The following is a 25,883-nucleotide window of genomic DNA, read 5'->3' on the forward strand; positions in this document are numbered from 1 at the left end:
AGATATGCAAAAGCCTGTAAATAAGTCATTTATCTACAGGCTTTACTTTTTATAAATATTTTTCGATGGTCGCTAAAGTTTGAGGACTCTCATAAAACGGTTTTAAGATGAGGGTAATGATTGGTTCAAGTACATCATGTTCATCTAAAGCCACCACGACTTTAGGGTAGAAACGTACCGCTTCGTTAAGTAGATCTGTTTCTTCTATACCTATCGCAGCAAAAACATCTTCCAGACTTTCATCTTTATAGAAGTCATAAAACACTTTTACACCGTATAAGATTAAATCTTGTATGAACGTGGACTGGCGTAATTCTTTCCAGTACTCATAGATCATGACAAAGAACTCTTCTACATCGAGCGGTGTAACTTGTTTGGTGTATTCTGATAAAGGCTGGGCTTTGTTGTCGTCCCAGATATTGCGGGCAAGACTCTCAAGGTCATCATTTGAAAGCAAGCTGAGATCAACCAGCTGTTCTTGAATGAATCGACCAATACTTTCTTCAATCTTTTGTTCAATACGCTGCTGTTGGCGATGCGAAAAGCTTTTTAGTTTTTGCTGCCATTCATATTTACTTTCAGAGATACGTTCTTCATCTGACTGAGTAAATAATTTGGGTAATTTATTCTGTAAAGTCGTGGTCGCAATATATTGGCACAACTGCTGAATCGAAGGACTGTCTTTTAAAAATTGATTTAAATAATGGCGAATATTATCCAGTTCTAAAAATTTGGATAACCACATTTCAAATTGGTGGTCTGAAAATACGTCCTGTAATTGTGCAGATGACTGTAAGGAAAACACATGCAGTCTTTGCGCAATTTCCCCAATAAATTCCAATAAGCCTGCCCCGAGCTGCATTTCAAAGGCATAGCGTTTTACCACAGCCTGAATTTGTTCTAATTCAACTACTTCCTTGAGCTGAATATTGGGTGCATGTTGGAGAAAAAGCTGAATAAATTGTTGGAAGAAATCAGCAGAAAGTTGTGTGGTGAGTTGGTTTTTATAAAATGCAACTTGCTCAAGCATAAGTGCTTGAGCAAGTAATTGTGACTTTTCAGAAACAATTTTTTCAGTCATTCGCGGTCCATCCGTTGACGATCGGGTAGCGTCGTTCACGACTGAAGGCACGTGAACTAATACGTGGTCCAATCGCGCCCTGACGACGCTTGTATTCATTACGATCAACCAAACGAATCACTTTCTCTACCACTTCGGCTTCATAGCCTTTGCCGATAATGTCCGCTTGGCTGAGATCTTCTTCAATATAAGCATATAAGATGGCATCAAGTACATCATAAGCAGGTAATGAATCTTGGTCTTTTTGATCAGGGCGAAGTTCTGCTGATGGTGGACGAGTAATGACACGCTCAGGAATCACTGGTGTTTCATCTAGCGTGTTACGGTATTTCGCTAACTCAAACACGATTGTTTTATACACGTCTTTGAGGACTGAGAAGCCACCAACCATGTCGCCATACAAGGTGCAATATCCGACAGAAATCTCTGACTTGTTGCCTGTAGAGAGTACAAGATTACCAAATTTATTGGATAAACCCATCAGTAACGTACCACGAGTACGCGCCTGTAAGTTTTCTTCAGTTGCGTCTGCAGGGGTATTACCAAAGAATGGGAATAAGGTCTGCATAAAACTGTTTACGATTGGATGAATCTCAGCAATACCAAAGGTAACACCCATACGACGTGCTTGTTCAGTTGCATCCTCTACACTCATTTGTGAGGTGTAGGTATATGGCATCATCACAGCCTGTACTTTATCTGCGCCAATTGCATCAACTGCAATTGCCATTGTTAATGCGGAATCGATTCCACCAGATAAACCAAGAATTACACCTGGGAAGCCAGAGCGTTGCACATAGTCACGTGTTGCCATTACGAGTGCTTGATAAATCTCTGCAAAAGTTTCTAATGCAGGAATCGCATCAGTTGTTTTAAACTGCTTTTGTTCAGCATCATATTCAACGTAACAAAGTGCTTCTTGAAAGCTTGGTACTTGCAGTGCAAGTTGACCGTTTTTATTGCTGACAAAGCTTGAACCATCAAAAATAAGGTCATCTTGTCCACCAACTTGGTTGGCATAGACAACGTTTAGATTCAATTGTTTTGCAAGTTCGTTGAGCGTTTGAATGCGGTGTTGCGGTTTACCCACTTCATATGGTGAAGCATTTAAAACCAGAACCGTTTCAACATTCAACTGACTGAGTTGTTTAACGGTATTCAGTGACCAAACATCTTCACAAATCAAGACGCCGAATTTGTGACCTAGATATTCGAAAACAAGATGTTGATGACCTTCTTGGAAGTAGCGTTTTTCATCGAACACACCATAATTTGGCAGGTTTTGTTTATTATAAACACCTAAAACCTGCCCGTCTTTCATGACAGCAGCAGAGTTATAGCGATGACCATCTTCAGTTTGGTGCACAAAACCGAATACCATCAAGATGTCTTTTACTTCGCTTAACTGGGCAAACGCTTTTTGAGTGCGTTTTTGTAGGTTTGGGCGGAGTAATAGGTCTTCAGCTGGGTAACCGATCGTAGATAGTTCAGGGAAGATGATCAAATCAGCCTGTTGTTGTTTCGCTAAATTTGCTTGCTCAACCATCTTTTGAGTATTTGCATCAATATTGCCAATGTGCGGAGAGAATTGAGCAAGGGCAACTTTAAAATTTTTCATTCAAACCTAATCCTAAGTCTTAACAAGTTATGACATACAAGTTTTTGATTTATATGGGTATAGTTATTAAAAACAAGTGTATGTCATGGCGCCAAACATTTTATATCTTAAAGAAAAATGACAAGTTTACTAATATATACTAAATGCACATTTTTCTGCGTAAAAATAACAAGTTTTTCTGTATAAAACAGCAACATTTCTCAATGTTTGCGTGATTATGGTGCATGAACATGAATAAATTGAATAGAGTCATCTAAAGTTTTTTTCATGTCATTTTTGCATCATGCTATTACACCCGAGTGACAATATCGACAAACAATAAAAAAATTTAGAAAAAAGAATAACTTTGGGCTTCTATTTTAAATTTTAAAAATAGTTAAAACAGTTGTACTTTTAAAAAATATAAGCTTATTCAATGTCTTGAATTTATATCGTGTATTTTTTATACCGTTCGTCGGGAATGTCTTTGCGACACTTGAGTGTACATTTGTGCACTGCTATTATCCCAATTAATGTGAACGGTTGTGCACTTTATTATTCATCAAGTGTACCCAAGCACGCAAAATGAAGAGGTAACAACAATGTCAGTTTTATTATTTCCAGTAATTGCTTTTGGTTTGGCTGTAGTCGTTGGTCGTGTAGGTACAGTAATGTTCCAAGAAAAAGATCAACAACTTTAATTGATCATTAAATTTTGATTCATTTTTGATGAGGTAGTGCACCATGTCAGTTTTATTATTTCCAGTAATTGCTTTTGGTTTAGCTGTAGTTGTTGGTCGTATTGGAACAGTAATGTTTCGCGAACAAGATCAGCAAGCCTAAGCTAATTATTAAATAGTCATTTTAAATAAAGAGGTACAAAATGATGACTTCAACTATTTTATTGCCTGTAATCGCCTTGGCTTTAGCTATTGGTGTTGGGCGTATTGGTACCATTGTTAAGGATGCGATGCGTGTAGATTTTACGACTGATATGGATGATAGTCATGAATTTAAAACTGAAACTCAAAAAAGCACGGCTGCATAATTTTTCTTGCATACTGCTTAATTAAAAAGCCCTGTAGTTGAAACTTACAGGGCTTTTTATTTTTCTAGAATGATGTTGGGGATTTTATTAAAGTAGATATCTCGTGCAATATCGCCTTGTTGCTCGATGTTATAATTAGAGAAAGCTTTGTTCTTGATAAATTGATATTGATACGGATTGTATCGCTTAAGACTTAGGTAATAGCCAGCCTGAAGTATTGCACCTTTGACAATGACATTGATTCCTTGCTGAAACTGTAGGATATGCGCCAGCTCATGAATAAAGATTCCTTGCAAGGATAGTGAACATTTTGAATAGTCAGGACTGAAATATTTCTGATGTACAAATAAATTGCCGTTTGGTGCCATAAAAATATTGGCAGGCTGCCAAGGTAGATAGGGGATATTAAAAACTTTTATTTGCGCATAATCGATAAGATCGCCAAAGACAGGACGCGCCATTTCGATTTCAGCAGACGTCAAACCACGATATTGAAATTGATTCATTTTGAGGTAAAAGATTAAGCTGGAAGTAAATCGCGCTTTTAATCTTGGTATAGCGTGCTGAAATGGTTTGTTCATCTGATCTATGCATCTGAAAAACGTGGAGATCTGTTTTATTCTAGAATAAAAGCGAAGTGAGCAGGGGGGATTTTGGTATGCGAAGCATTAAATTAATTGTTTTTTCGCTCTGCTTGATGAGCACTACGTCTTATGCGGATTTGGATATAAAAAATTATAAAAATTGTACAGGTTTGCCTTTGGTGGAATTAAATGATCATCCCAATCGTGTCTTTTCAATCATTGATTCTTATCAAAGCGATCATTTTAATTATTCTACGGTTTTAGATCGATCCAATACTGAAATGGTGCAGTGTTATGTCATTAGTAATGATAGAAAAGTGATCTTAGATACCATACCTAGCATGATTTCAGACAGTTGCAGTGGGCAATGGGATAAAACAAGCAAAAGCCCTGTATGGATGGCGGATATTGGTGGAGGGAAAGATGGCGTTAACTCTTTTCATTATTTGTCTTCGGAGCAATTGAAGCAACTCAGTAAAAGTAATGTATCCGAGATCAAGCAAATTGTTGAAGGTATTGACTGCCAACTGTCTTCTTATAAAGAACAAGATGTAGTAGAGCTAAATGATGCTGCATTTTTCCTCTATCAATTGGGGTATTATGATGATTCATTAAGATTGTTAAATCATGTCATAAAGTTAGATCCGAATAGAACCGTAGCTTACTTAAATCGAGCGGACACTTATTTAGTTTTAAAAAATGTGGGCAAAGCCAGAAAAAATTACATGATTTATGCTGATCAAATGAAAAAGTTGGGCTTATCCAACAAAGTCCCGTTAAGAATAAAAAAATATTTATGATCAAATGGTGACCGCAGAAATACAGATCAATCATTGCTAGCAAGAGATGAAACGAATGATGAAACAAACTTTATGGTTGTGCCTATTTTTATCTGTGTGCGTACAGGCCTATGCAAGTAATGAATATTACTGTTTTGCTGATGGCAAAAAATCAATTTTATTGGTTTCACCACAATATCAAAAGACACTGTCGATCAGGTATTATCCCTATCTCAAAGATATCAAGCTTTCTGAGCCAGTCCATATTGAAGAGGTTGAGATGGGTGAAGTCGCTCAGCCCGAAGTTTATAAGACCATGAATGAGCTGATTGATGGCAAAGTAACAGGACAATATACCTTTGTGTCGCAAGGCTATATTCTTTATGACGTAAGCTATCGAAATCTGAAAACAAAAAAAGAGACCCACTTTGAGCAAGTGTCTTTAAATTTGAAGGGGATAAGCTGTTTATAGTCTGGATGCCTAGATTGGAAACGAATGCTGTAATCATTTTTGAAGAAAATTACAGCATTAGAAAACAAGACTTGTTGCCTTAGAACTGAGGTTTTACTACGACTAAAATCACCACTGCAAACAGAATTAAGGTCGGCATCTCATTAAAGAAGCGCCAAAACTTATGCGATTTATAATGCGCATTGCCAATCAGTTTTTTACGGTAATAACCACAAACAAAATGGTAAATCACCAATAAACCGACTAGACCGACTTTGAGGTAAAACCATAAGGCTTCATGGTAATGTCGGGTTGCATCGCCCCAATCAACCAAAAAGTGGGCGGTAATGAGTGTAGCAATCATAGATGGCCACATAATACCGCGATACAACTTACGTTCCATGACTTCAAAGCGTTGATGACTCACGGCATCTTCGCTCATGGCATGGTAAACAAAAAGACGTGGTAAGTAGAACAATGCAGCGAACCAACACACCACAGCAATAATATGTAATGCTTTTACCCACAGGAAAGCATCAGAAGGTGCATCCATCGATAATCCTGTTAAATGGGATTATGCATCCCACTTCTTGAAAATAAGGCAGGCGTTAACACCGCCAAAGCCAAAACTGTTACTCATGACAGTATTCAGTTTTGCATCGCGTTTTTCAAGTACAATATCGAAACCTTGTGCTCCTTCATCAAGCTCAGTCACGTTGATGTTTGGAGCAATAAAGTCATTTTGCATCATTAAAACAGAGTAAATCGCTTCCTGAACACCCGCAGCACCTAAGCTATGACCCGTCATCGATTTGGTTGAGCTGAGTGGAGGAACTTGTCCTTCACCAAATGCGCGTTCCATTGCTTTAAGCTCAGTCACGTCACCTGCTGGTGTTGAAGTACCATGCGTGTTGACATAGTCGATATGTTCTACACCGTGTTGTTTGGCTTCATCAAGTGCCATGATGATACAACGTGTCGCGCCTTCACCGCTTGGTGCAACCATGTCTGCGCCATCACTGTTAGCTGCATAGCCGATCACTTCAGCTAAAATATTCGCGCCACGCGCTTGCGCATGTTCAAGTGATTCAAGCACCACGAAACCACCACCGCCTGCAATCACGAAACCGTCACGGTCTTTTGAATATGGGCGTGAAGCAGTTTCTGGTGTTTCATTGTATTTTGAACACAATGCACCCATCGCATCAAACAATAAGCTTTGTGACCAGTGATCTTCCTCACCACCGCCAGCAAGCATTAAATCTTGTTTGCCTAATTGAATCAGGTTGTAGGCATAACCAATTGCATCGGCAGACGTTGCACAAGCGCTGGTAATCGAGTGCGCTACACCTTGCAGTTTAAATGCAACACCAACGTTCGCCGTAATGGTGTTACTCATATTGCGAGGTACAAAGAAAGGACCGATTTTACGCGCGCCTTTTTCCTCTAACAGTTTGATCATTTCTGCAACAGATGCAGTTGAGTTACCACCAGAACCGCCAGCAATACCGTAACGTGGATTGTTTGCCAAATCTTCTTGTTTCAGTCCAGCATGTTCAACAGCTGCGACAGCTGCGTTATACGCATACATCGCACAGACGCCCATAAAGCGTTTCAGTTTGCGATCAATACCATCAAAATCCTGTTCAGCTGCAGCGCTGACATGGCTCTTGAAATTCAGTTCTGCATAAGTTGGGTTTAAACGTGTGCCTGAGATTCCATTTTTTAAAGAATGAGTGACCTCTTCTAAAGAGTTACCGATACATGAGTTAATGCCCATACCAGTGATTACAACACGTTTCATTTACAGATCCCTTTTATGGTAATACTTAAGCCCTGTGCATCTCGCTATGAATACAAATCAGGAGAACAATAACGATTAAAATGGCTTATGAGTGAATGACACCATGATAGCAGAAAGGTTTTTTATTTCTTATGGCAAATCTTATGCCTATTTCCAGTTGTGTAAATATTCGTAAATATTCGCGATGTTGTGACGAAACGTAAAGAAAGAACACAGATAAAAGTTGAGATAAATCTGCATTCAACCTAGTATTTACCTAGAAATGCACAGATTACACAACAGAGGTACTTGATGACAAAATCTAAAAACAAGCAATCTTCAGGTTTATTTGCACAAGCCTTTGGAGTGGCTAAAAAGCTCAGTTCTGAATTACAGAAATTTCAAGTTGCCCCAACCACATCAGGTGCGGAACTCGCGAATTCATCCAATATTGTTGAAGGGAAAGCGCGTTTCAAAAGTCCATTTGAGGTCGAAAAATATGAAAATCCTCAACAAATGCTACGTCAACAATTTCCAAAATTATCCCATCAATTGTTAGGTCGCCATTATAACCGAGTGAATAGTGTGGCTTCGTTTGTTTCACCAGATTTGGGTGATAAGGTTTCTGACTATTTATTCCAATGGTTAAATGAATTTAGTTCGAATAGTTCCCTAACTGAAAAAATCCTTGAGGAAGCAGGGGTTAAAGATATTATGGAACTGACTACAGATACAGGGCGTTCCCAGCGCTTAAGTCAGGCATTAATTGAACAAAATAAATTATTAGCTGCTGCGCAAGGTGCAATTACGGGTGCAACGGGTGTCTGGGGTGCGGCGATCGATATTCCAGCGTCTATTGTTTTGACTTTGAGAACGATTTATCAAACTGGCCGTTCACACGGTTTTGATTTATCAGAAGATGCAGATCAAGAAATTGTTGCTTTTATCTTTAAAGAAATCGATTTGAGTTTGGTTGCGGAAAAACAAACCTTGTTGGTTGCGTTAAAAGCATTGAAGTCCATGTTAGAAACACATGATTTGCAACAGTTCCAGCAATTGTTAGGTTCAAATAATGATATCGAATTGGTGAAAAAGTGGTTGGTAGATGAAAATGGTCAGTTTAAATGGAACTGGCTCAATCGTATTCCTCAAGCTTCGGTGGTTGGTAAATTGACTCCAATTGCAGGCGCAGCACTGGGTGGTTTCTATAGTTGGAGACTGCTAGAAGATGTTGGACATAAATCGCAATCGATTTTTGGTGCAGCACGCTTTTATATGAATGAATATCCAAATGAAAAGATTTCACCTCTAGAAGCATATTTTAAAGCTGAAGCCTTATTGAAGAAAGCGAGTCCACGTTTATTAAGTTCTACAACAGTTGAAAATAATAAGACCGCATCAGAAGAACCGAATGATGTGATTACCCATGTAACCGTTAAAACCAAAGACAGTACAACGCCAACAGTCGCTGTAGATGACAAGGTTGAAGCTGGAATTCAACAACTTGCTGAACAGCATGTGGTTGAGCATCCTCATACAGAACAACAGCCTGCGTTAAAAGCGCAGCAAGATGAAACTTTTGAGGATGCTGAGGCGGAGGTTGTTGCTGAGCAAAAATCAATTGACATAGAGCCTGCCTCAACAAAGCATAGCTAAATTGGGGTGTGATGTTTTTGGTATTAAAAACACAACAAACTTAAGAAATGGTCGACACTTGAAATGTTGACCATTTTTACTTCTTAGCTTACAATTATGTGCCCTTAAAAAGAGGTTCTTTTCTTTTTTTAAGGTTGTTTAATAACGGGAGAATTGCCAAATGGCAACAACAAATCAGTTGATCCGTAAGGGTCGTACAACTTTGATTGAAAAATCTAAAGTTCCTGCGTTGAAGGCTTGTCCACAACGTCGTGGTGTATGTACACGTGTTTATACTACTACACCTAAAAAACCTAACTCAGCAATGCGTAAGGTTTGCCGTGTTCGCTTAACTTCAGGTTTTGAAGTATCTAGCTATATCGGTGGTGAAGGTCATAACCTACAAGAGCACAGTGTTGTTCTTATCCGTGGTGGTCGTGTTAAAGACTTACCAGGTGTACGTTACCATACCGTTCGTGGTTCTTTAGACTGTGCTGGCGTTAAAGATCGTAACCAGTCACGTTCTAAATACGGTACTAAGCGTCCTAAGAAGTAATTCTAGGAAACTAGTCCAAACAACCCTTTAGCGTTTCGCTTGTTTGAATTCTTCATAGTTTTGTAATTCAAGCGACGTATAGTAAGGCCAGCGAAAGTACATGACACTCGTACAAACTGCTGGATTATCCTGAAGTGTCATATTATTAGGTGTATTAAAATGCCAAGACGTCGCGTAGTCGCTGCTCGTGAGATCCTTCCAGATCCAAAATTTAGCAGCCAAACAATCGCTAAATTCATGAACCACGTAATGCAAGATGGTAAAAAATCTATTGCTGAAAGTATCGTTTACGGTGCTTTAGACCGCGTTCAAGAAAAAAACAAAGTAGACCCAGTTGAATTTTTCGAGACTACTCTTGAAAAAGTTCGTCCTATGGTTGAAGTAAAAGCACGCCGTGTTGGTGGTGCTACTTATCAAGTACCTATGGAAGTACGCCCATCCCGTCGTACTGCTCTAGCTATGCGTTGGTTAGTAGATGCTGCTGCTAAGCGTTCTGAAAAAACGATGGCTTTACGTCTTGCTGGTGAGTTGCTTGATGCAGCTGAAGGTAAAGGTGCAGCGATCAAAAAACGTGAAGACGTGCATCGTATGGCTGAAGCCAACAAAGCCTTCTCTCACTACCGTTTCTAAGCGGATAAAACAGTCCCTAATCAGGAGAATATTCATGCGTACCGCGGCTCGATTCAACATCGCTCTTTACCAAAGTGGGGGCTTTGCGGGTATTTAAGTTGCCTGCTTGGATATTCGTGCGCATCAATTTAATTGGTGCGTCCTGTTTTAAATATAACATTTAGGAATGTAGACATCATGGCTCGCCAAACCCCAATTAGTAATTACCGTAACATCGGTATTTCTGCGCACATTGACGCAGGTAAAACAACTACAACTGAACGTATTTTGTTCTACACAGGTGTATCTCACAAAATTGGTGAAGTACACGATGGTGCAGCAACAATGGACTGGATGGAACAAGAGCAAGAGCGTGGTATTACAATTACCTCTGCTGCTACAACTTGTTTCTGGTCTGGTATGGCTAACCAATTCCAACAACACCGTATCAACGTAATTGATACACCGGGACACGTAGACTTCACAATCGAAGTTGAACGTTCTATGCGTGTTCTTGACGGTGCGTGCATGGTTTACTGTGCAGTTGGTGGTGTACAGCCTCAGTCTGAAACTGTATGGCGTCAAGCGAACAAATATAAAGTGCCTCGTTTAGCATTCGTGAACAAGATGGACCGTACTGGTGCAAACTTCTTCCGTGCTGTTGAGCAAGTTAAAACTCGTTTAGGTGGTAATCCTGTACCTATCGTTGTGCCAATTGGTGCAGAAGATACGTTCACAGGTGTTGTTGACCTTATCGAAATGAAAGCGATTATCTGGGATGAAGCATCTCAAGGTATGAAGTTCGAATACGGTGATATTCCTGCTGACCTCGTTGAGATTTCTCAAGAATGGCGTACTAAGATGGTTGAAGCTGCGGCTGAAGCATCTGAAGAGCTAATGGACAAGTACTTGGAAGAAGGTGATCTTTCTAAAGAAGAAATCATCGCTGGTCTTCGTACACGTACATTGGCTTCTGAAATCCAAGTTATGCTTTGTGGTTCAGCGTTCAAGAACAAAGGTGTTCAACGTATGTTGGATGCTGTAATTCAATTCTTACCTTCTCCGACAGAAGTTAAAGCAATTGAAGGTATTCTTGACGACAAAGATGAAACTAAAGCATCTCGTGAAGCATCTGACGAAGCGCCGTTCTCTGCACTTGCGTTCAAAATCATGAACGATAAGTTCGTAGGTAACTTAACATTCGTACGTGTTTATTCTGGTGTTCTTAAACAAGGTGATCCGGTTTATAACCCAGTTAAATCTAAGCGTGAACGTATCGGTCGTATCGTGCAAATGCACGCGAACGAACGTCAAGATCTTGAAGAAATCCGTGCAGGTGATATCGCAGCGTGTGTAGGTCTTAAAGACGTTACTACGGGTGATACATTATGTGATGAGAAAAACATCATTACTCTTGAACGTATGGAATTCCCAGAGCCAGTAATTTCATTGGCTGTTGAACCAAAAACTAAAGCTGACCAAGAAAAAATGTCAATTGCTTTAGGTCGTTTGGCGAAAGAAGATCCATCGTTCCGCGTTCGTACAGACGAAGAATCTGGTCAAACAATTATTGCTGGTATGGGTGAGCTTCACCTTGACATCATCGTTGACCGTATGAAGCGTGAATTCGGTGTTGAAGCGAACATTGGTAAACCAATGGTTGCTTACCGTGAAACGATCAAAAAGTCTGTTGAGCAAGAAGGTAAGTTTGTTCGTCAAACAGGTGGTAAAGGTAAATTCGGTCATGTATATGTTCGTTTAGAGCCTATGGATGTTGAAGAAGCTGGTAAAGAATACCAATTCGCTGAAGAAGTTGTCGGCGGTACAGTACCTAAAGAATTCTTTGGTGCGGTTGATAAAGGTATTCAAGAACGTATGAAGAATGGTGTATTGGCTGGTTACCCTGTTGTGGGTATCAAAGCGACATTATTCGACGGTTCTTACCACGATGTCGACTCTGACGAATTGTCGTTCAAAATGGCTGGTTCATACGCTTTCCGTGACGGTTTCATGAAAGCGGATCCTATCCTTCTTGAACCAATCATGAAAGTTGAAGTAGAAACTCCAGAAGACTACATGGGCGATATCATGGGTGACTTAAACCGTCGTCGTGGTATGGTTCAAGGTATGGACGATCTTCCTGGTGGAACAAAAGCAATTAAAGCAGAAGTTCCATTGGCTGAGATGTTTGGTTACGCGACTCAAATGCGTTCTATGTCTCAAGGTCGTGCGACTTATTCTATGGAATTCGCTAAATACGCTGAAACACCACGTAACGTGGCTGAAGGCATCATCGCTAAGTTCCAAGCTGGCGGTAAAAAAGGTGACGACGAGTAATCTTTCGATTACTATATTACCCAACTAAATTTAGTTAAAAAACCAAGTGCTCATGGGCGACCCTCATGAGCAGTTTATAAAGGAAGATCATCATGGCTAAAGCCAAGTTTGAACGTAATAAACCACACGTAAACGTGGGTACAATTGGTCACGTTGACCATGGTAAAACAACTTTAACTGCTGCGATTGCAACTATCTGTGCAAAAACTTACGGCGGTGAAGCGAAAGATTACTCACAAATCGACTCAGCTCCTGAAGAAAAAGCACGTGGTATTACAATTAATACTTCACACGTAGAATACGATTCTCCAATCCGTCACTACGCTCACGTAGACTGCCCGGGCCACGCCGATTATGTTAAAAACATGATTACTGGTGCTGCTCAGATGGACGGCGCGATCCTTGTATGTGCTGCGACTGATGGTCCAATGCCACAAACTCGTGAACACATCCTTCTTTCACGTCAGGTTGGTGTACCTTACATCATCGTATTCTTAAACAAGTGTGACCTTGTTGATGATGAAGAATTACTTGAATTAGTAGAAATGGAAGTTCGTGAACTTCTTTCTACTTATGACTTCCCAGGTGATGACACTCCAGTTATCCGTGGTTCAGCACTTGCTGCACTTAACGGTGACGCTGGTCAATATGGTGAGTCTTCAGTTCTTGCTCTTGTTGAAGCGCTTGACTCTTACATTCCAGAACCAGAACGTGCTATCGACAAAGCATTCTTGATGCCAATCGAAGACGTATTCTCTATCTCAGGCCGTGGTACAGTAGTAACTGGTCGTGTAGAAGCTGGTATCGTAAAAGTTGGTGAAGAAGTTGAAATCGTAGGTATCAAAGATACGGTTAAAACTACAGTAACTGGCGTAGAAATGTTCCGTAAATTGCTTGACGAAGGTCGTGCAGGCGAGAACTGTGGTGTTCTTCTTCGTGGTACTAAGCGTGAAGACGTACAACGTGGTCAAGTACTTGCTAAGCCAGGTACAATCAAGCCGCATACTAAATTCGATGCAGAAGTATACGTACTTTCTAAAGAAGAAGGTGGTCGTCATACTCCATTCCTTAACGGTTACCGTCCACAGTTCTACTTCCGTACAACTGACGTAACTGGCGCGATCAAATTACAAGATGGCGTAGAAATGGTAATGCCTGGTGACAACGTTGAGATGTCAGTAGAGTTAATCCACCCGATCGCAATGGACCCAGGTCTACGTTTTGCGATCCGTGAAGGTGGTCGTACTGTAGGCGCTGGTGTTGTTGCTAAAGTAACTGCATAATCGCTTAGAGTGATAAAAAAACACCCCATTGGGGTGTTTTTTTATGTCTGTTGTTCGACAATTTTTCTGCAAGAGTGTCCTAAACTGATACCACGCTGTCCTAAACTGCACTTAATTGATTCGTATAAAACCGTAATATAAAACTCAAGAAAACGAACAAAAGTGCTCAGTGGAGATATTTCACTGAAAAGGAGTAGGCAGCATGAATGCTAAAGTGAATGTTTCGAATCGTGCAGGTGCAAGTTTCCCAGTACGTCGTATGAATTTTGATTTTAATGAAGTTCCTGAATATTGGGTCAGTGGTTCAGCTGGATTAACTCATTTTATGACAGGTTTATCTGCGCTATTTCCAGATGGTGAAAAACTCTTTATCGATTCAGTGCGTGCTGTACGTTATCACCCAGCCATTAAAGACAATGAAAAACTGCAAAAAGAAATCAGTGCTTTTATTGGTCAAGAGGCCATGCACACGCAAGAGCATGTCAACTTTAATGCTTCAGCTCAGAAATATGGTCATGATGTCGAGACACTTGAACGAAGAACAGGTGTCGTGATTCAAACAGGCCGTAAACTATTTGCTAAATTGGTTAAACCATTCGGTATGACACAAGAAATGGTGGATTTGACTGCAACCACAGCACTTGAACATTTTACTGCAACCATTGCGTCAGAATTATTGCGTAATCCGCATATTCAAGAGTTAATGCAAGACAAGACCATGGAATATATGTGGTTATGGCATGCGGTAGAAGAAAATGAACATAAAGCAGTTGCTTATGATGTGTATGAAGAAATTTTTGGTCGTGGCGTAAAAGCATACGCATTACGTAATACGGCGTTGGTTGTTTCGATGGTTGCAATTTTCCTGACCCAATCTTCATTTGTGTTGAAGCTCTTGAAAGATGATGGAAAATTAAATCTCAAAGAGCTCGGTATGATTTATGAATATGCCTATAGTCCGTCGAAAGGAATTATCTCTGGAATGGCGGGTGAAATGTTGGCGTACTTCAAGCCTGGTTTCCATCCAAATGATTTAGATACTGTGCAATTATTGCAAGATTGGAAAGCAAAATTAGGTCTATAACGTTCTTCATTCTTGTCTAGCAATAGCTAAAAAGGGACAATAAATTTTGTCCCTTTTTTTATTTTAATCTTTCATTTCATGCAGGATTTTGAGCAAAGCGACATGTCCTAAGATGATGCTTTTATGACCTTATCTGCACTTATTGAATGCGCTGAAAAGGGCGTATAAATAAAGAATAGAAAATGATCAGTAAAACGTATTCATCGTATAGGAGAACCGGGTATGAATGCTAAAGTTAATATTTCAAACCGTGCTGGTGCCAGCTTTCCCGTACGCCGAATGGATTTTGAATTTGGTGAGGTACCACGCTATTGGGCCAATGGTGATGCTGCACTCACACATTTTATGACTGCACTTTCGGCACTATTTCCTGAAGGGGAACAATTCTTTGTAAATAGTACCCGTGCAGTACGTAATGACCCTAAATTGGCGGATCAGCGACTACAGAAAGAGATTAGTGCTTTTATTGGTCAAGAAGCGATGCATTCTAAAGAGCATTTGGCATTTAATGCTTCAGCCCAAGCCTATGGTTATGATGTTCGCGAGTTAGAGGCGCAAACGGGGCGTTTGATTAATCGCACCATAGGTGTTGCCTCAAAAATATTAAAGCCTTTTGGTTTTAGTAAAGAGATGATTGGATTAACGGGAACTTGTGCCTTAGAGCACTTTACTTCCACCATTGCTGAAGAGTTATTGAGTAATCCAGACATTCAAGCCATGTTTATGGATCAAACCATGTATCATTTATGGATGTGGCATGCCGTAGAAGAAAATGAACATAAAGCAGTTGCCTTTGATGTCTATGAAGCCATGTATGGACAAGGCCCTAAAGCGTATTTTATGCGTTCATTGGCTTTAGTGATCGCGATGGGATTGATCTTTATCACTCAATCTTATTTCACGGCAAAACTTTTGCGAACTGATGGAAAATTGACATGGCGTGATACCAAATACATGATCAAATTTATGTATGGTTATAAAGGCTTTATGACGCGCCAAATCCCAACTTTATTGGATTTTTTAAGACCAAAATTTCATCCAAACGATCAAGATACCACTGCATTGCTGAATAAGTGGCGTGCTGAATTGGGCTTTAATTTGAGTTAACTTCATCGGGCAGTCAAAACTGCCCATTTTTTTATTCAAATTTTGCTTTAAATTGCTGATAATCTGCAGCAGTATTTTATATAGAGTAGCAGATCGTGATTCGATTGATGCAAGAAAAAGATTTAGATCGTGTTTCTGCAATTGAAGCTTTAGTTCAAACACATCCATGGTCGAAGCAGCAGTTTCAGGAATCTTTTGCTTCATATCAATGTACGGTATATGAACAAGCCAATCAGGTAGTTGGCTTTTGTATTTTGCAGCCCGTCTTAGATGAAGCAAACTTATTATTGATGGCAATACATCCGAGTCAACAAGGCAAGGGATTAGGCTATGAATTATTAGAAAGTTCAATTCATCAATTAAAAAACAATCCAATTCAGATTTTTTTAGAAGTCCGTGAAAGTAATCTTGCTGCAATTCGTTTGTATGAAAAGACAGGTTTCCACCAAATAGACTTACGCAAAAATTATTATCCAAACTCTGATGGTTCAAGAGAGCATGCTGTGATTATGGTCAAAACATGCACTGATGATTTTGCGGCGTTATTTCAATAAATTTATGCAATTTAAGTATGACTCAGACATATATTCTAAAATATTAAAAAGTATTTGTTGTAACGGAGTCATTCAGGTTAATTATCCAATTTCATGATAAACCTGCGGTTCGCCCTACTTTTGTTTCGGCATGAGGAGCGAAAGCTCCGCAAGGGCAAACCATCTTTCTTGCACTACTTGATCAAAGTTCACCGCAAGGCGAAAAACTTTGCTTAGTATAAACTACGCACTTCGTTTGTCTTGCGCTGCGCTAAAGCTATAGTCGCTTTAACTTGCTCAGGTTGTGAATGACACTTGCGTGTATCAAATAGTCGAAAAAATTATCAAATTTAAATTATTTAATAATTAAATTATTCCACTCAGAAGGTAGCGTACTCATTAATGAATTTCCAAGCTGATGGATTTCATTGTCTGAGAGCGGGCGATTGAGTCGACGCCATTGTCCATCAAGCAATAATTCGAGTGGTGTATATTGCGATTTATAATTCATTTTGGGTGAATGTGGTACCCAATAGCCTAGGTATAAATAGTCTAGGTTCAATGTACGTACATATTCGATTTGTTTGAGGATCGCAAACACACCTAAAGAACGACGTTGTTCATCTGGATCAAAGAAGGTATAGACTGCCGACAGTCCGTCATCCATCAAATCACAAGTTGAAACACCAATCAGTTTTTGATCCTTCCACAACTCAATAAAAAAGCTTTCTGTACAGCTATGCACTAGAAATTTCTCAAACTGATCTAAACTGGCAGGGTACATATCTCCATCTGAATGACGTTCATTGATATAACGTTCATACAAGTCGTAGTGTTGCTGAGTTGCTTGCGAGGTCGGCAAAATACTCATTTGCAAATCTTGATTACGTTTCCATGCCTTTTTTTGGCTGCTGTTCATTTTAAATTCTTGAACTGGAACACGGCAAGATAGGCATTGGCGACATAGGTGACATTCAGGACGATAGACAAAATCACCGCTACGACGAAAACCAACGCGAGAAAGTTCTGACAATGTCACCACATCAATACGGTGAATTGGGTCTAAGAACACCATTCGAGCTGATTTGTTATCGAGATAACTGCAGTCATGCGGTGGCGTAATATAGTACTGTAAGTCATTTAAAAGGGACTTGGGTTGATATGATTTCATTAATCTGTCCCTCCAAGGTGTTCATCCGTTAACCGTCTAATTTTGCAAAAACTGCTATTGTTTTACTTGAAAATACACGTTCTTGATAACTTTTCCAATTGATAGAGGGGGCAATAATTACATCTTGTAACGATTTAAGGTAGGCTTGGCGAGAAAGTGTACATGCACCGAGGCTTAAAAGATGATCATTGACCAATTGGCAATCAATCCACGGCAACTGATTTTCCTGTCCAATTAGCATTAAGGTATAGAAAGCCATCTTAGAAACATCAGTTTCTGTGCTAAACATGGACTCACCAAAGCATCCTTTGCCGATAGTGACTCCATATAAACCACCGACCAGTTGGTCTTGCTGCCAGACTTCAATACTATAAGCATAACCCGCTTGGAATAATGCACAATAGCCTTCGATGATATCTTCACTAATCCATGTTTCGTTGGCGTAGCTGCGTGGCATTGAGCATGAGCGAATGACCTGATCAAAAGCATGATTAATGGTAATTCGATAATCGTGCTTTTTCATGTTCCGAATTAAAGATTTACTTGGTTTGTAAGCATGTGGCTCGATAATGCATCGCGGTTCAGGACTCCACCAGCAAATTGGCTCGTCTTCATTAAACCAAGGGAATAAACCATGTGTATAGGCTTCAAATAAAGTAGAAGGGGATAGGTCTGCACCAATACAAATAAATCCTTGTCCTTCAGGATCAGCTTCGATTGGATGAGGGAAAATATATTGTGAGGGTGGGAGTTGTTGCATAGCATAAGGAATCAATCAGACTGATTCTAAGCTAACTGAAGTTATAGGGAATGGCAATCATTTGCAGAGCCACTCCCTATACCTGATTAATCAAACAAACGTAAATGCTTAGCAATTTCTAATTTTTTACTGTCAATGAAAAGTTGAGCTTTAGTTTGAATAATTTCGATGCTTTTTTCTTTGTCTGATACCGTTTTACCTTCGCTGTCCAAGACTAACCAATTGAGTTGGCTGATCGCATCCTGTACATACTGCGCAAATTCACTTGCTGATGCTAAACCATCAATGAAATGTGCGCGATAGAACAGTTGGTGAAAATGCTCAGTCGGAATACCGATTCCTGTAATTGGGCTAATCAGTACATTATAGTTTTGATGAAAACTTGCTTGCTTTAACAAGTAGTGATTTAAACGATGGCATTGCTCTAGTGTCTGCTGTTTGGGTTCTAAGTTTTGGCAAGGTTGAGCTAAACCTAGGTGCGATAAAATCACTAAAGCATTGAGGATTTTGGCATAGTTGAGATCTGGCAAACTTTGCTCAAGTTCAAAAATGGTTAGCGGTTGATAGTTTTCCTTTGCAAATTTATCACCAATTGGCAGATAAATTTCTTCAATTAAATTAAAGGTACCTAATAACCCACTGATATTGGTTGGCAGTTGTTCCTTAGCTGTGAGCAATACGAAAGCCGTGTTACGAAGTCGCTCTTGTACTTGTAATGGGGTTAGGTTGTTTTTACCTCGAATAAACAGGTCGCGTCTGAATTGTGTGTTGGCAAAATAATCACGGCATTGTTCTTTAAAAATCGGATGCTCAATAGCATTCAAAAATGCTTGGTGTTGTTCTGAAAAATTAATGTTATCTAGGTGGGTATTTAAATCGGTCGAGCCTGCGTAGGACAGTTTAATTTCATCCAAAATTCGTACAATTTGCTGGAAAGAAAAACATTGCCAATCTTGATTGAGATATTCATGAATCAAATAATTTGGATTTTGTTGTTTTAAATCCGCAACTTTTTGTACAGCATTGGGATTACGTTGAGCAAAAATCGGATTTTGTTTAAGTAAGTCTTCGCTAAAGGTGAGGGCTTCATTGACCTTTTGCAGAGGGTTGGTACTTTTGCTATTGAATTTAAAATGGCTATGGAACAGTTCGCGGATCGGCATATTGGCTGCCCAACCAGTAACGCAGTTATAGCTGATATAGACAATGCCATTCGGTTTTAAAAATTTACGAATAAATTTTAAAATAATGTGCTGATTTTCATAACTAATCCAGCTCCAAATCCCATGTAGGCTAATCGAATCAAACATCGGTAGATCAGAACGATTAAGCAGTTCTTCAAAACTATCATCATAGAAATAATGTTTGGTTTGGGTTTGTTCCGCCAGTTGATTGGCATGTGCCGCGTGAGCAGGGTTGAAATCCGTACCGTAGAATGCAGCTTCATTACAGGTTGCGTGAATATTAATACTGACGCCTTGACCAAAGCCAAGTTCGCAGTGGTTATGATTTTCCTGAAAATCTGGACTGTCGATGCCATTTAAAAGTAAGCAGAACTTTTGGAAATTCGGGCTGAGGTCTCGATAATAACCGTAGGTATAATTTACTTCAGTTTGGTAGCCGTTCGTCCAGGTCGTTGTCATTGATATATCCTATAGACTGATTGTTGATATGTTTAAAAAGCCGTCAATTTTTCGATTGTATGGATACTCTCAAAAAAAAACCACCAAAGATTGGTGGTTTTTCAGTTTTGGCTTAATTAGTTTAGATTATCGAGATATTTCTCGGCATCTAGTGCTGCCATACAGCCTGAACCCGCTGAAGTAATCGCTTGGCGATAGATACTATCTGCCACATCACCTGCAGCAAATACGCCTTCAATAGAGGCAGCAGTTGCATTACCTGCAGTTCCGCTATGTACTTGGATATAGCCATCACGCAGATTTAACTGACCATCAAACATACCTGTATTGGGTTTATGCCCAATCGCAACAAATAAACCTTGAACTTGAATATCTTGCGTGCTTGCATCTTGGGTAGATTGAATGCGGACAGCTGTTACGCCTGTTTTGTCACCCAACACTTCATCGACTTGATGGTTCCAGATAATACTAATTTTGCCTTCTTTTTCTTTGGCAAAAAGGTGGTCTTGTAAAATCTTTTCAGAACGTAAGCTATCGCGACGGTGAACAAGGGTCACATGCGCTGCAATATTGGAAAGATAAAGTGCTTCTTCAACTGCAGTGTTACCACCACCAACAACCATGACATTTTGGTTCTTATAGAAGAAACCATCACAGGTTGCACATGCGCTCACGCCTTGGCCCATAAAAGCAGCTTCAGATTCAAGACCTAGGTATTGTGCAGTGGCACCTGTTGCAATAATCAACGCATCACACGTGTACTCTTCCATATCGCCTTTGAGTACGAATGGACGAGTTTTTAGATCTACTTCATTAATATGATCGTAGACAATTTCTGTACCAAAACGTTCTGCATGAGCTTGCATACGTTCCATCAGTACAGGACCAGTTAATCCTTCTGGGTCACCTGGCCAGTTGTCAACTTCAGTGGTCGTTGTTAATTGACCACCTAATTGCAAACCCGCAATTAGTGTTGGCTTGAGGTTAGCACGTGCCGCATAGACTGCTGCGCTATAGCCTGCAGGACCAGAACCCAAAATAATTAACCGTGAGTGACGAGCGCTCATTAAAGAACATCCTTTTTATATCAAAACTGCTAAAATTATACGTGAATCCAGAGCGGAGTGGTTTAAATCCATCGGGATAATATTGATTAACTCAATCGAATTGAGCTATATCCGAGCAGGATGTTAACAACAACAGTAAACAATCGTGCATCTTTTTTGTAAGAACGAGTGCATAATATAAAACTTATTGATTAAGGCATTTTAGGCCTTGAAAGATACTAACAAATAACGAATTGGGTTACAGGACTGTATATGACTGCGGTGTCAAGTGTTTATGCACAACGCTTTTTAATGACATTATTTTTGATTTCTTTTGGCATTTATTTATTTCTTGCCACAGTAACCTATACACCATTTGATCCGGGTTGGATGCATATTTCCAGTGATACCCAGCAGGTTTCAAATGCAAGTGGAGTAGCGGGTGCTTGGATCGCAGATTTACTTTTTGGTTTCTTAGGCTGGGCCAGCTTACTGATTCCGATTTTTTTGTTTATTGAAGCGATTCAAGTATGGTGGCCAAGAAGCTTTTTAAATCGCCCATTTCGTTATGCTGCCCAGTTTTTCTTGATTCTTTCAATCTCTAGCTTGTTGTATTTACATTGGAATACGCCTGCGGATACTTTGGATAATGCGGCTGGGGGAATCATTGGTTATGAGTTAGGACAGAGTTTATCCCAACTACTTACCATCTACGGTGCAACCTTGTTCTTACTTGCATTCAGTATTTTATTACTGACCTTGGCTTTTGGAATTCAGTGGAACAAAACGTGGATCACACTAAAAAATACGCCTGCTTACTTACAGGATTTATTCTATAAAAATGTGCCGCAGCATGAATCTGCATATGACCTGACTGAGCAATTAGCCGCTGCTGATACACCTGCAATTAAAAATAAAGTATCAACTGAGTCTGATCCTGTCGCAGAGACAACAGAAGCTCAAACCAATCAAGTTCAGGCAAAACTGATTAAAATTGATGATTCACATCATCAATTGATGGCTGAAAAATTATTTGCTGACGTTGTTGCAAAAGAGCAGCAACAAGGTAGTCAGCCAGTTCAAACTGAGCAAATTGAAGATTTTGAACAGACGTTACAGCGTGCCCATCAGTTTGAAACCGAAAGTCAACGTTTGGTTCAAACAGGTGAAGTATGGCGTGCTTTACAGCGTGATGATGCGAGTCATAAACAGGAGATTGATGCATTATTAAGAGCTGCGGATGACACTCCTCATGCTCCAGCGCAATATGCATCTGCTGCTCATGTAGCAACGTCAGCGCAAGTATCCAGTCACAGTAATCTAGACTGGAATGATGATCAAATTTTTGATGAATTGTTGGCTGCTGTACCGAACAGTAAGACCGCAACAGACTTGCATACGCCTTTTACTCAAGAGCCTCCAGCAAATCCAAGCCGTCATGCTGATGAAGCCGAGTTTGAGACAGATATTGAAGCACTTATTACTGAATCTGAAAAACCAGCTATTGCACAGCCGCATACAGTAGCCCCTGTTCAGAATATTGCTCAAGATGAGATACATCGTGCTGTCGCGGAAGATATGGATGATTTCAGTGATCTTCTGGTTGAAGAAGAACGAGAACATACTACACCGCGAACAACAAGCTACGCTCAATCATCTGCTTTTGTAAAAGCACCGATTGAAGTTTCAACACCAACACAAAAAGAAACACTGTCTAAAGAAGCCTTTATCGAAGCTTGGCAAGAAACCGCAGGTAAAGCTGATCCTGATGCAGATTTGGATATTGAAGATGATTTTGACCTAGATGCACCATTAACAGATGCGTTTGGTCGTCCGATGTCGCGTGCGATGCACGTGGCGAAAAAGCGTCTTGATTTGCCAACCTTACCGGGCCTAGAGCTGCTTGATAATGTGGATCCAAATAAAAAGGTCAATTTCACTGCTGAACAATTGTCACGTCTTTCTGAACTTTTAGAAATTAAATTACAAGAATTTAATGTGAAAGCACAGGTGGTAGAGGCACAACCAGGTCCTGTAGTCACACGTTTTGAACTGGATCTTGCGCCAGGGGTGAAAGCGTCTAAAGTAACCAATATTTCTCGTGATTTAGCCCGTTCAATGTCTATGGCTTCTGTCCGTGTGGTTGAGGTAATTCCGGGTAAACCGTATATTGGAATTGAAGTACCGAATAGTAGCCGTGAAATGGTACGCTTGATTGAGTTATTGAAAACGCCAGCTTTTGAAGACCCTGCGGGTTTGCTCTCTATGGCGATGGGTAAAGACATTTCAGGCAACCCAGTCATTACTGACCTAGGCAAAGCACCGCATATGTTGGTTGCAGGGACCACTGGTTCAGGTAAATCAGTTGCAGTTAACTCGATGATTCTTTCGATGTTGCTGAAATACACACCAGATCAATTGCGTTTAATTTTGATTGATCCAAAGCAGCTTGAATTAGCCAACTATAACGATATTCCACATTTGTTAACACCAGTAGTCACTGACATGAAAGATGCAGTCAGTGCATTAAACTGGTGTGTCAATGAGATGGAACGCCGTTATAAGCTGATGTCATTCCTGAAAATTCGTAAGTTAAGTGACTATAACCGTAAGGTCGAAGAAGCGATTGCCAATGGTGAAGACCTGATTGATCCAACATGGAAAGCCAGTGATTCGGTTGTTGGCGAGCGTGCGCCACGTTTAGCACCATTACCATCGATTGTCATTGTTGCCGATGAGTTCGCTGACATGATCATGCAGGTGGGTAAAAAAGCAGAAGAAATGATTACGCGTTTGGCACAGAAATCGCGTGCAGCGGGTATCCATCTATTACTCGCAACCCAACGTCCATCGGTTGATGTGATTACAGGTTTGATTAAAGCCAATATTCCAACCCGTGTTGCATTACGTGTAAACAGTAAGATTGACTCGCGTACCATTCTCGATGCAGGTGGTGCAGAAGACTTACTCGGTCATGGTGATATGCTGTTCCTAGGACCGGGTAAAATCGAGCCTGAGCGTGTGCATGGTGCCTTTATTAGTGATGATGAGGTCAACCGTATTTGTGATGCTTGGCGTGAACGTGGTGAGCCTGATTATGTCGATGAAATTCTCACGCCATTTGATGAAGAACCAACATCTCGTGGTTTTGAAGATGGTGATGGAGATCCAAGTCGCGATGCACTATACGATCAGTGTGTATCCTTTGTGCTCGAAACTCGTAAGGCTTCAACTTCGTCGCTGCAACGTAAATTTAGCTTAGGTTATAACCGTGCGGCGCGTATTATTGACCAAATGGAAGAGAATGGCATTGTCAGCTCAATGGGCGCCAATGGTAAGCGAGATATTCTAGTTTAATCAGAAAGACTAAATAAAAAAGCCTCTAGTGATAGGGGCTTTTTTTATTTGCCTTGTATTCGGGAGAGGGATTTCATGTCGTTCCCATAAATAAACCTAGGAGTACTAGAAACCACCACAGGGAACCAAGAATGATGATCACCAGATGTGCAGTACTCGGCTTTTCTTGGATGATGCCATGAACTTGCTCAGCGTGTGTTTTGGCATAATTAAATGCGACAAAAGCAGGGATCAAGAAAATGAAATTGAGTAGGGCAATCAACCAATAAGGATCAGGTAGGTGGTAAGCAAAGGCCACTATTAGATAGCCAAAGAACATCCGTGCTGATGAAAATGACCGTGTATAGCCATTTTCTTGAGCATAGTTCTGAATCTTGTTAAACAGCGAATATAAGAAGAAGATTGAAAAAATGGCACGTGCAGCGGGCATAATGTTTAAATTGTCTTTGATGGCGAAAAATCGCCATGCTTTAAACATCCACCAGATTTGATATAAGCCAAATGAAGTGATGCATAAGACGATAAACCTCTTCATGCTGATAATGTTCAGATCTGCAAGATGGTGTTTTATTGGAGGCGATTCTATTAAATGATTGTTAGTGTTTGTCATAGTCTTTCTTGGAAAATAGAATTGTTTTGGTTTTATTTTAATAAATTACAACGAATTGGTGACATGGTGGTTTTTAATAATGCCACATCATTAATATCTGCTAGAGATAGCTCAGATCAATCATATGGCATTATTGGGGGAAGCAATTAGGCAAATTTTGCCAAGACTTCCAAGAAACCATCTTTTTGGCGTGGGAACTGTGCAATCACATCATGAATGCGTTGTCCTTCTGGATTCGTTGCATTCAAGTCACGACCATCAGCCAAAAATTGGGTAATTAAGCGTTCATAGTCATTTGGACGCATATGTTTGAATGCATGGTAAAGCACATGAAAGTCAGCATTTACGCCAGTTGGAGGAAGTTGGTTAAGGTAGGCAAACACACGCTCATCTGACCATTCTTCATTGAAAGTTGCTGGCTGTGATAATGCCATGACAATCTCCTCAGTCTTATAAAATAATAAAGGCAAAATACTCGTAGTGGGGAAAGTCATACTTTCCAGATCCACCCGTGTATTCTGCCTTTATTTGCGAAAAATCGCTAATGAAAAAACTTCTATCGATCTTCAGGTAAATTGATATTCATTTCTAACATTTCGATATTTGCTTCTGAACGAACCTGCATTTGAATATGCTGTTCATCCACGCCACGAACATAGCGACTTACAACCTGCATGATTTCTTTTTTCATTTGGTCGATTTTGTCTTGGCCTAGGCGACGGCCTAAACCTTGTTCAGAGGCAACAATTACCTTTAAACGATCTTTGGCAGTTTGTGCACTTGATGGTTTTTCATCACTGCTAAAAAGTTTACTCCAGAATCCTGCCAT

At 40.0% G+C, this 25,883-nt stretch carries 24 protein-coding genes; 12 read left to right on the forward strand and 12 right to left on the reverse strand.

What is annotated here, in order from left to right; translation table 11 throughout:
- Positions 1-49 precede the first annotated feature (49 nt).
- Together NDN11_RS04390 and NDN11_RS04395 are read right to left on the reverse strand one after the other, a co-directional pair.
- The gene (locus NDN11_RS04390; RefSeq protein WP_251110876.1) at positions 50-1,081 is read right to left on the reverse strand and encodes a hypothetical protein; all 1,032 of its coding nucleotides are present in this window, start codon (positions 1,079-1,081) and stop codon (positions 50-52) included.
- Entirely contained in the window at positions 1,074-2,699 is a 1,626-nt protein-coding gene (locus NDN11_RS04395; RefSeq protein ID WP_251110877.1) for an NAD+ synthase, read from the reverse strand. The genes NDN11_RS04390 and NDN11_RS04395 overlap by 8 nt, the downstream gene beginning before the upstream one ends.
- 862 nt (positions 2,700-3,561) lie before the next feature.
- On the opposite strand from NDN11_RS04395, the gene NDN11_RS04400 reads away from it, so the two are divergent.
- Positions 3,562-3,726, forward strand: coding sequence for a hypothetical protein (locus NDN11_RS04400; protein WP_251111573.1), 165 nt, complete (start codon positions 3,562-3,564; stop codon positions 3,724-3,726).
- 56 nt (positions 3,727-3,782) lie between these two features.
- Here NDN11_RS04400 and NDN11_RS04405 read toward each other — a convergent pair whose 3' ends face one another.
- Entirely contained in the window at positions 3,783-4,307 is a 525-nt protein-coding gene (locus tag NDN11_RS04405; protein WP_251110878.1) for a hypothetical protein, read from the reverse strand.
- Between the two features lie 77 nt (positions 4,308-4,384).
- Between NDN11_RS04405 and NDN11_RS04410 the strand changes: the two genes are divergently transcribed.
- Together NDN11_RS04410 and NDN11_RS04415 are read left to right on the forward strand one after the other, a co-directional pair.
- On the forward strand, positions 4,385-5,110 hold the full coding sequence (locus NDN11_RS04410; protein ID WP_251110879.1) for a tetratricopeptide repeat protein: 726 nt from the start codon (positions 4,385-4,387) through the stop codon (positions 5,108-5,110).
- A 55-nt stretch (positions 5,111-5,165) separates the two neighbouring features.
- Positions 5,166-5,561, forward strand: a complete 396-nt coding sequence (locus NDN11_RS04415) for a hypothetical protein (RefSeq protein ID WP_251110880.1) — start codon at positions 5,166-5,168, stop codon at positions 5,559-5,561.
- A 79-nt stretch (positions 5,562-5,640) separates the two neighbouring features.
- On the opposite strand, the gene hemJ is transcribed toward NDN11_RS04415, so the two are convergent.
- Positions 5,641-6,093, reverse strand: a complete 453-nt coding sequence (hemJ, locus tag NDN11_RS04420) for a protoporphyrinogen oxidase HemJ (RefSeq protein WP_004655209.1) — start codon at positions 6,091-6,093, stop codon at positions 5,641-5,643.
- Between the two features lie 21 nt (positions 6,094-6,114).
- Positions 6,115-7,344, reverse strand: coding sequence for a beta-ketoacyl synthase N-terminal-like domain-containing protein (locus tag NDN11_RS04425; protein ID WP_167248014.1), 1,230 nt, complete (start codon positions 7,342-7,344; stop codon positions 6,115-6,117).
- A gap of 291 nt (positions 7,345-7,635) precedes the next feature.
- Between NDN11_RS04425 and NDN11_RS04430 the strand changes: the two genes are divergently transcribed.
- The 8 genes from NDN11_RS04430 to rimI all read left to right on the forward strand — a co-directional run bounded on the left by NDN11_RS04430 (position 7,636) and on the right by rimI (position 16,488).
- Positions 7,636-8,979 (forward strand): EcsC family protein, encoded by a 1,344-nt coding sequence (locus NDN11_RS04430; RefSeq protein ID WP_251110881.1) that lies wholly within the window; start codon positions 7,636-7,638, stop codon positions 8,977-8,979.
- Between the two features lie 160 nt (positions 8,980-9,139).
- Complete coding sequence (rpsL, locus tag NDN11_RS04435; RefSeq protein ID WP_004648013.1) at positions 9,140-9,514, forward strand: 30S ribosomal protein S12; 375 nt, start codon at positions 9,140-9,142, stop codon at positions 9,512-9,514.
- 159 nt (positions 9,515-9,673) lie between these two features.
- Positions 9,674-10,144, forward strand: a complete 471-nt coding sequence (gene rpsG / locus NDN11_RS04440) for a 30S ribosomal protein S7 (protein ID WP_004655203.1) — start codon at positions 9,674-9,676, stop codon at positions 10,142-10,144.
- Between the two features lie 177 nt (positions 10,145-10,321).
- Positions 10,322-12,460 (forward strand): elongation factor G, encoded by a 2,139-nt coding sequence (gene fusA, locus NDN11_RS04445; RefSeq protein ID WP_005205454.1) that lies wholly within the window; start codon positions 10,322-10,324, stop codon positions 12,458-12,460.
- 92 nt (positions 12,461-12,552) lie between these two features.
- Positions 12,553-13,743: an elongation factor Tu gene (gene tuf, locus NDN11_RS04450; protein WP_004656295.1), complete on the forward strand. Its 1,191-nt coding sequence runs from the start codon at positions 12,553-12,555 to the stop codon at positions 13,741-13,743.
- Between the two features lie 202 nt (positions 13,744-13,945).
- Complete coding sequence (locus NDN11_RS04455) at positions 13,946-14,827, forward strand: metal-dependent hydrolase (protein ID WP_159884804.1); 882 nt, start codon at positions 13,946-13,948, stop codon at positions 14,825-14,827.
- A 222-nt stretch (positions 14,828-15,049) separates the two neighbouring features.
- The gene (locus NDN11_RS04460; RefSeq protein WP_251110882.1) at positions 15,050-15,934 is read left to right on the forward strand and encodes a metal-dependent hydrolase; all 885 of its coding nucleotides are present in this window, start codon (positions 15,050-15,052) and stop codon (positions 15,932-15,934) included.
- A 95-nt stretch (positions 15,935-16,029) separates the two neighbouring features.
- Positions 16,030-16,488, forward strand: coding sequence for a ribosomal protein S18-alanine N-acetyltransferase (rimI, locus tag NDN11_RS04465; RefSeq protein ID WP_251110883.1), 459 nt, complete (start codon positions 16,030-16,032; stop codon positions 16,486-16,488).
- A 334-nt stretch (positions 16,489-16,822) separates the two neighbouring features.
- On the opposite strand, the gene NDN11_RS04470 is transcribed toward rimI, so the two are convergent.
- From NDN11_RS04470 to trxB, 4 genes are all read right to left on the reverse strand, one after another.
- Positions 16,823-17,638: an arginyltransferase gene (locus NDN11_RS04470; protein WP_167248018.1), complete on the reverse strand. Its 816-nt coding sequence runs from the start codon at positions 17,636-17,638 to the stop codon at positions 16,823-16,825.
- 28 nt (positions 17,639-17,666) lie between these two features.
- The gene (gene aat, locus NDN11_RS04475) at positions 17,667-18,398 is read right to left on the reverse strand and encodes a leucyl/phenylalanyl-tRNA--protein transferase (RefSeq protein WP_167248019.1); all 732 of its coding nucleotides are present in this window, start codon (positions 18,396-18,398) and stop codon (positions 17,667-17,669) included.
- 86 nt (positions 18,399-18,484) lie between these two features.
- Positions 18,485-20,041, reverse strand: a complete 1,557-nt coding sequence (locus tag NDN11_RS04480) for a methyltransferase regulatory domain-containing protein (RefSeq protein ID WP_167248020.1) — start codon at positions 20,039-20,041, stop codon at positions 18,485-18,487.
- 116 nt (positions 20,042-20,157) lie between these two features.
- A complete protein-coding gene (gene trxB, locus NDN11_RS04485) occupies positions 20,158-21,108 on the reverse strand; it encodes a thioredoxin-disulfide reductase (RefSeq protein WP_005210951.1) in 951 nt (316 codons plus the stop codon).
- A 252-nt stretch (positions 21,109-21,360) separates the two neighbouring features.
- Between trxB and NDN11_RS04490 the strand changes: the two genes are divergently transcribed.
- Positions 21,361-24,444, forward strand: a complete 3,084-nt coding sequence (locus tag NDN11_RS04490; protein ID WP_251110884.1) for a DNA translocase FtsK — start codon at positions 21,361-21,363, stop codon at positions 24,442-24,444.
- Positions 24,445-24,517: 73 nt separating this feature from the next.
- On the opposite strand, the gene NDN11_RS04495 is transcribed toward NDN11_RS04490, so the two are convergent.
- The 3 genes from NDN11_RS04495 to minE all read right to left on the reverse strand — a co-directional run bounded on the left by NDN11_RS04495 (position 24,518) and on the right by minE (position 25,883).
- Positions 24,518-25,054, reverse strand: a complete 537-nt coding sequence (locus NDN11_RS04495; protein ID WP_167248022.1) for a hypothetical protein — start codon at positions 25,052-25,054, stop codon at positions 24,518-24,520.
- 146 nt (positions 25,055-25,200) lie between these two features.
- Positions 25,201-25,488 carry a PA4642 family protein gene (locus NDN11_RS04500; RefSeq protein ID WP_005150979.1) on the reverse strand — a complete coding sequence of 96 codons (288 nt, stop codon included), beginning with the start codon at positions 25,486-25,488 and terminating at the stop codon, positions 25,201-25,203.
- A gap of 122 nt (positions 25,489-25,610) precedes the next feature.
- On the reverse strand, positions 25,611-25,883 hold the full coding sequence (gene minE / locus NDN11_RS04505; protein WP_004655180.1) for a cell division topological specificity factor MinE: 273 nt from the start codon (positions 25,881-25,883) through the stop codon (positions 25,611-25,613).

The sequence above is a fragment of the Acinetobacter sp. C26M genome (genome assembly GCF_023702675.1).
Taxonomy (GTDB): domain Bacteria; phylum Pseudomonadota; class Gammaproteobacteria; order Pseudomonadales; family Moraxellaceae; genus Acinetobacter.

Bases quoted from the DNA above. Each gene is read 5' to 3' on its own strand.
- NDN11_RS04495 (WP_167248022.1), bottom strand. From the start codon at position 25,054: ATGACAAACACTAACAATCATTTAATAGAATCGCCTCCAATAAAACAC.
- minE (WP_004655180.1), bottom strand. From the start codon at position 25,883: ATGGCAGGATTCTGGAGTAAACTTTTTAGCAGTGATGAAAAACCATCA.
- NDN11_RS04430 (WP_251110881.1), top strand. From the start codon at position 7,636: ATGACAAAATCTAAAAACAAGCAATCTTCAGGTTTATTTGCACAAGCC.
- rpsL (WP_004648013.1), top strand. From the start codon at position 9,140: ATGGCAACAACAAATCAGTTGATCCGTAAGGGTCGTACAACTTTGATT.
- NDN11_RS04400 (WP_251111573.1), top strand. From the start codon at position 3,562: ATGATGACTTCAACTATTTTATTGCCTGTAATCGCCTTGGCTTTAGCT.
- fusA (WP_005205454.1), top strand. From the start codon at position 10,322: ATGGCTCGCCAAACCCCAATTAGTAATTACCGTAACATCGGTATTTCT.
- NDN11_RS04410 (WP_251110879.1), top strand. From the start codon at position 4,385: ATGCGAAGCATTAAATTAATTGTTTTTTCGCTCTGCTTGATGAGCACT.
- rpsG (WP_004655203.1), top strand. From the start codon at position 9,674: ATGCCAAGACGTCGCGTAGTCGCTGCTCGTGAGATCCTTCCAGATCCA.
- trxB (WP_005210951.1), bottom strand. From the start codon at position 21,108: ATGAGCGCTCGTCACTCACGGTTAATTATTTTGGGTTCTGGTCCTGCA.
- NDN11_RS04470 (WP_167248018.1), bottom strand. From the start codon at position 17,638: ATGAAATCATATCAACCCAAGTCCCTTTTAAATGACTTACAGTACTAT.
- NDN11_RS04390 (WP_251110876.1), bottom strand. From the start codon at position 1,081: ATGACTGAAAAAATTGTTTCTGAAAAGTCACAATTACTTGCTCAAGCA.
- aat (WP_167248019.1), bottom strand. From the start codon at position 18,398: ATGCAACAACTCCCACCCTCACAATATATTTTCCCTCATCCAATCGAA.
- hemJ (WP_004655209.1), bottom strand. From the start codon at position 6,093: ATGGATGCACCTTCTGATGCTTTCCTGTGGGTAAAAGCATTACATATT.
- NDN11_RS04425 (WP_167248014.1), bottom strand. From the start codon at position 7,344: ATGAAACGTGTTGTAATCACTGGTATGGGCATTAACTCATGTATCGGT.
- NDN11_RS04395 (WP_251110877.1), bottom strand. From the start codon at position 2,699: ATGAAAAATTTTAAAGTTGCCCTTGCTCAATTCTCTCCGCACATTGGC.
- NDN11_RS04500 (WP_005150979.1), bottom strand. From the start codon at position 25,488: ATGGCATTATCACAGCCAGCAACTTTCAATGAAGAATGGTCAGATGAG.
- NDN11_RS04405 (WP_251110878.1), bottom strand. From the start codon at position 4,307: ATGAACAAACCATTTCAGCACGCTATACCAAGATTAAAAGCGCGATTT.
- tuf (WP_004656295.1), top strand. From the start codon at position 12,553: ATGGCTAAAGCCAAGTTTGAACGTAATAAACCACACGTAAACGTGGGT.
- NDN11_RS04480 (WP_167248020.1), bottom strand. From the start codon at position 20,041: ATGACAACGACCTGGACGAACGGCTACCAAACTGAAGTAAATTATACC.
- NDN11_RS04415 (WP_251110880.1), top strand. From the start codon at position 5,166: ATGATGAAACAAACTTTATGGTTGTGCCTATTTTTATCTGTGTGCGTA.
- NDN11_RS04455 (WP_159884804.1), top strand. From the start codon at position 13,946: ATGAATGCTAAAGTGAATGTTTCGAATCGTGCAGGTGCAAGTTTCCCA.
- NDN11_RS04490 (WP_251110884.1), top strand. From the start codon at position 21,361: ATGACTGCGGTGTCAAGTGTTTATGCACAACGCTTTTTAATGACATTA.
- NDN11_RS04460 (WP_251110882.1), top strand. From the start codon at position 15,050: ATGAATGCTAAAGTTAATATTTCAAACCGTGCTGGTGCCAGCTTTCCC.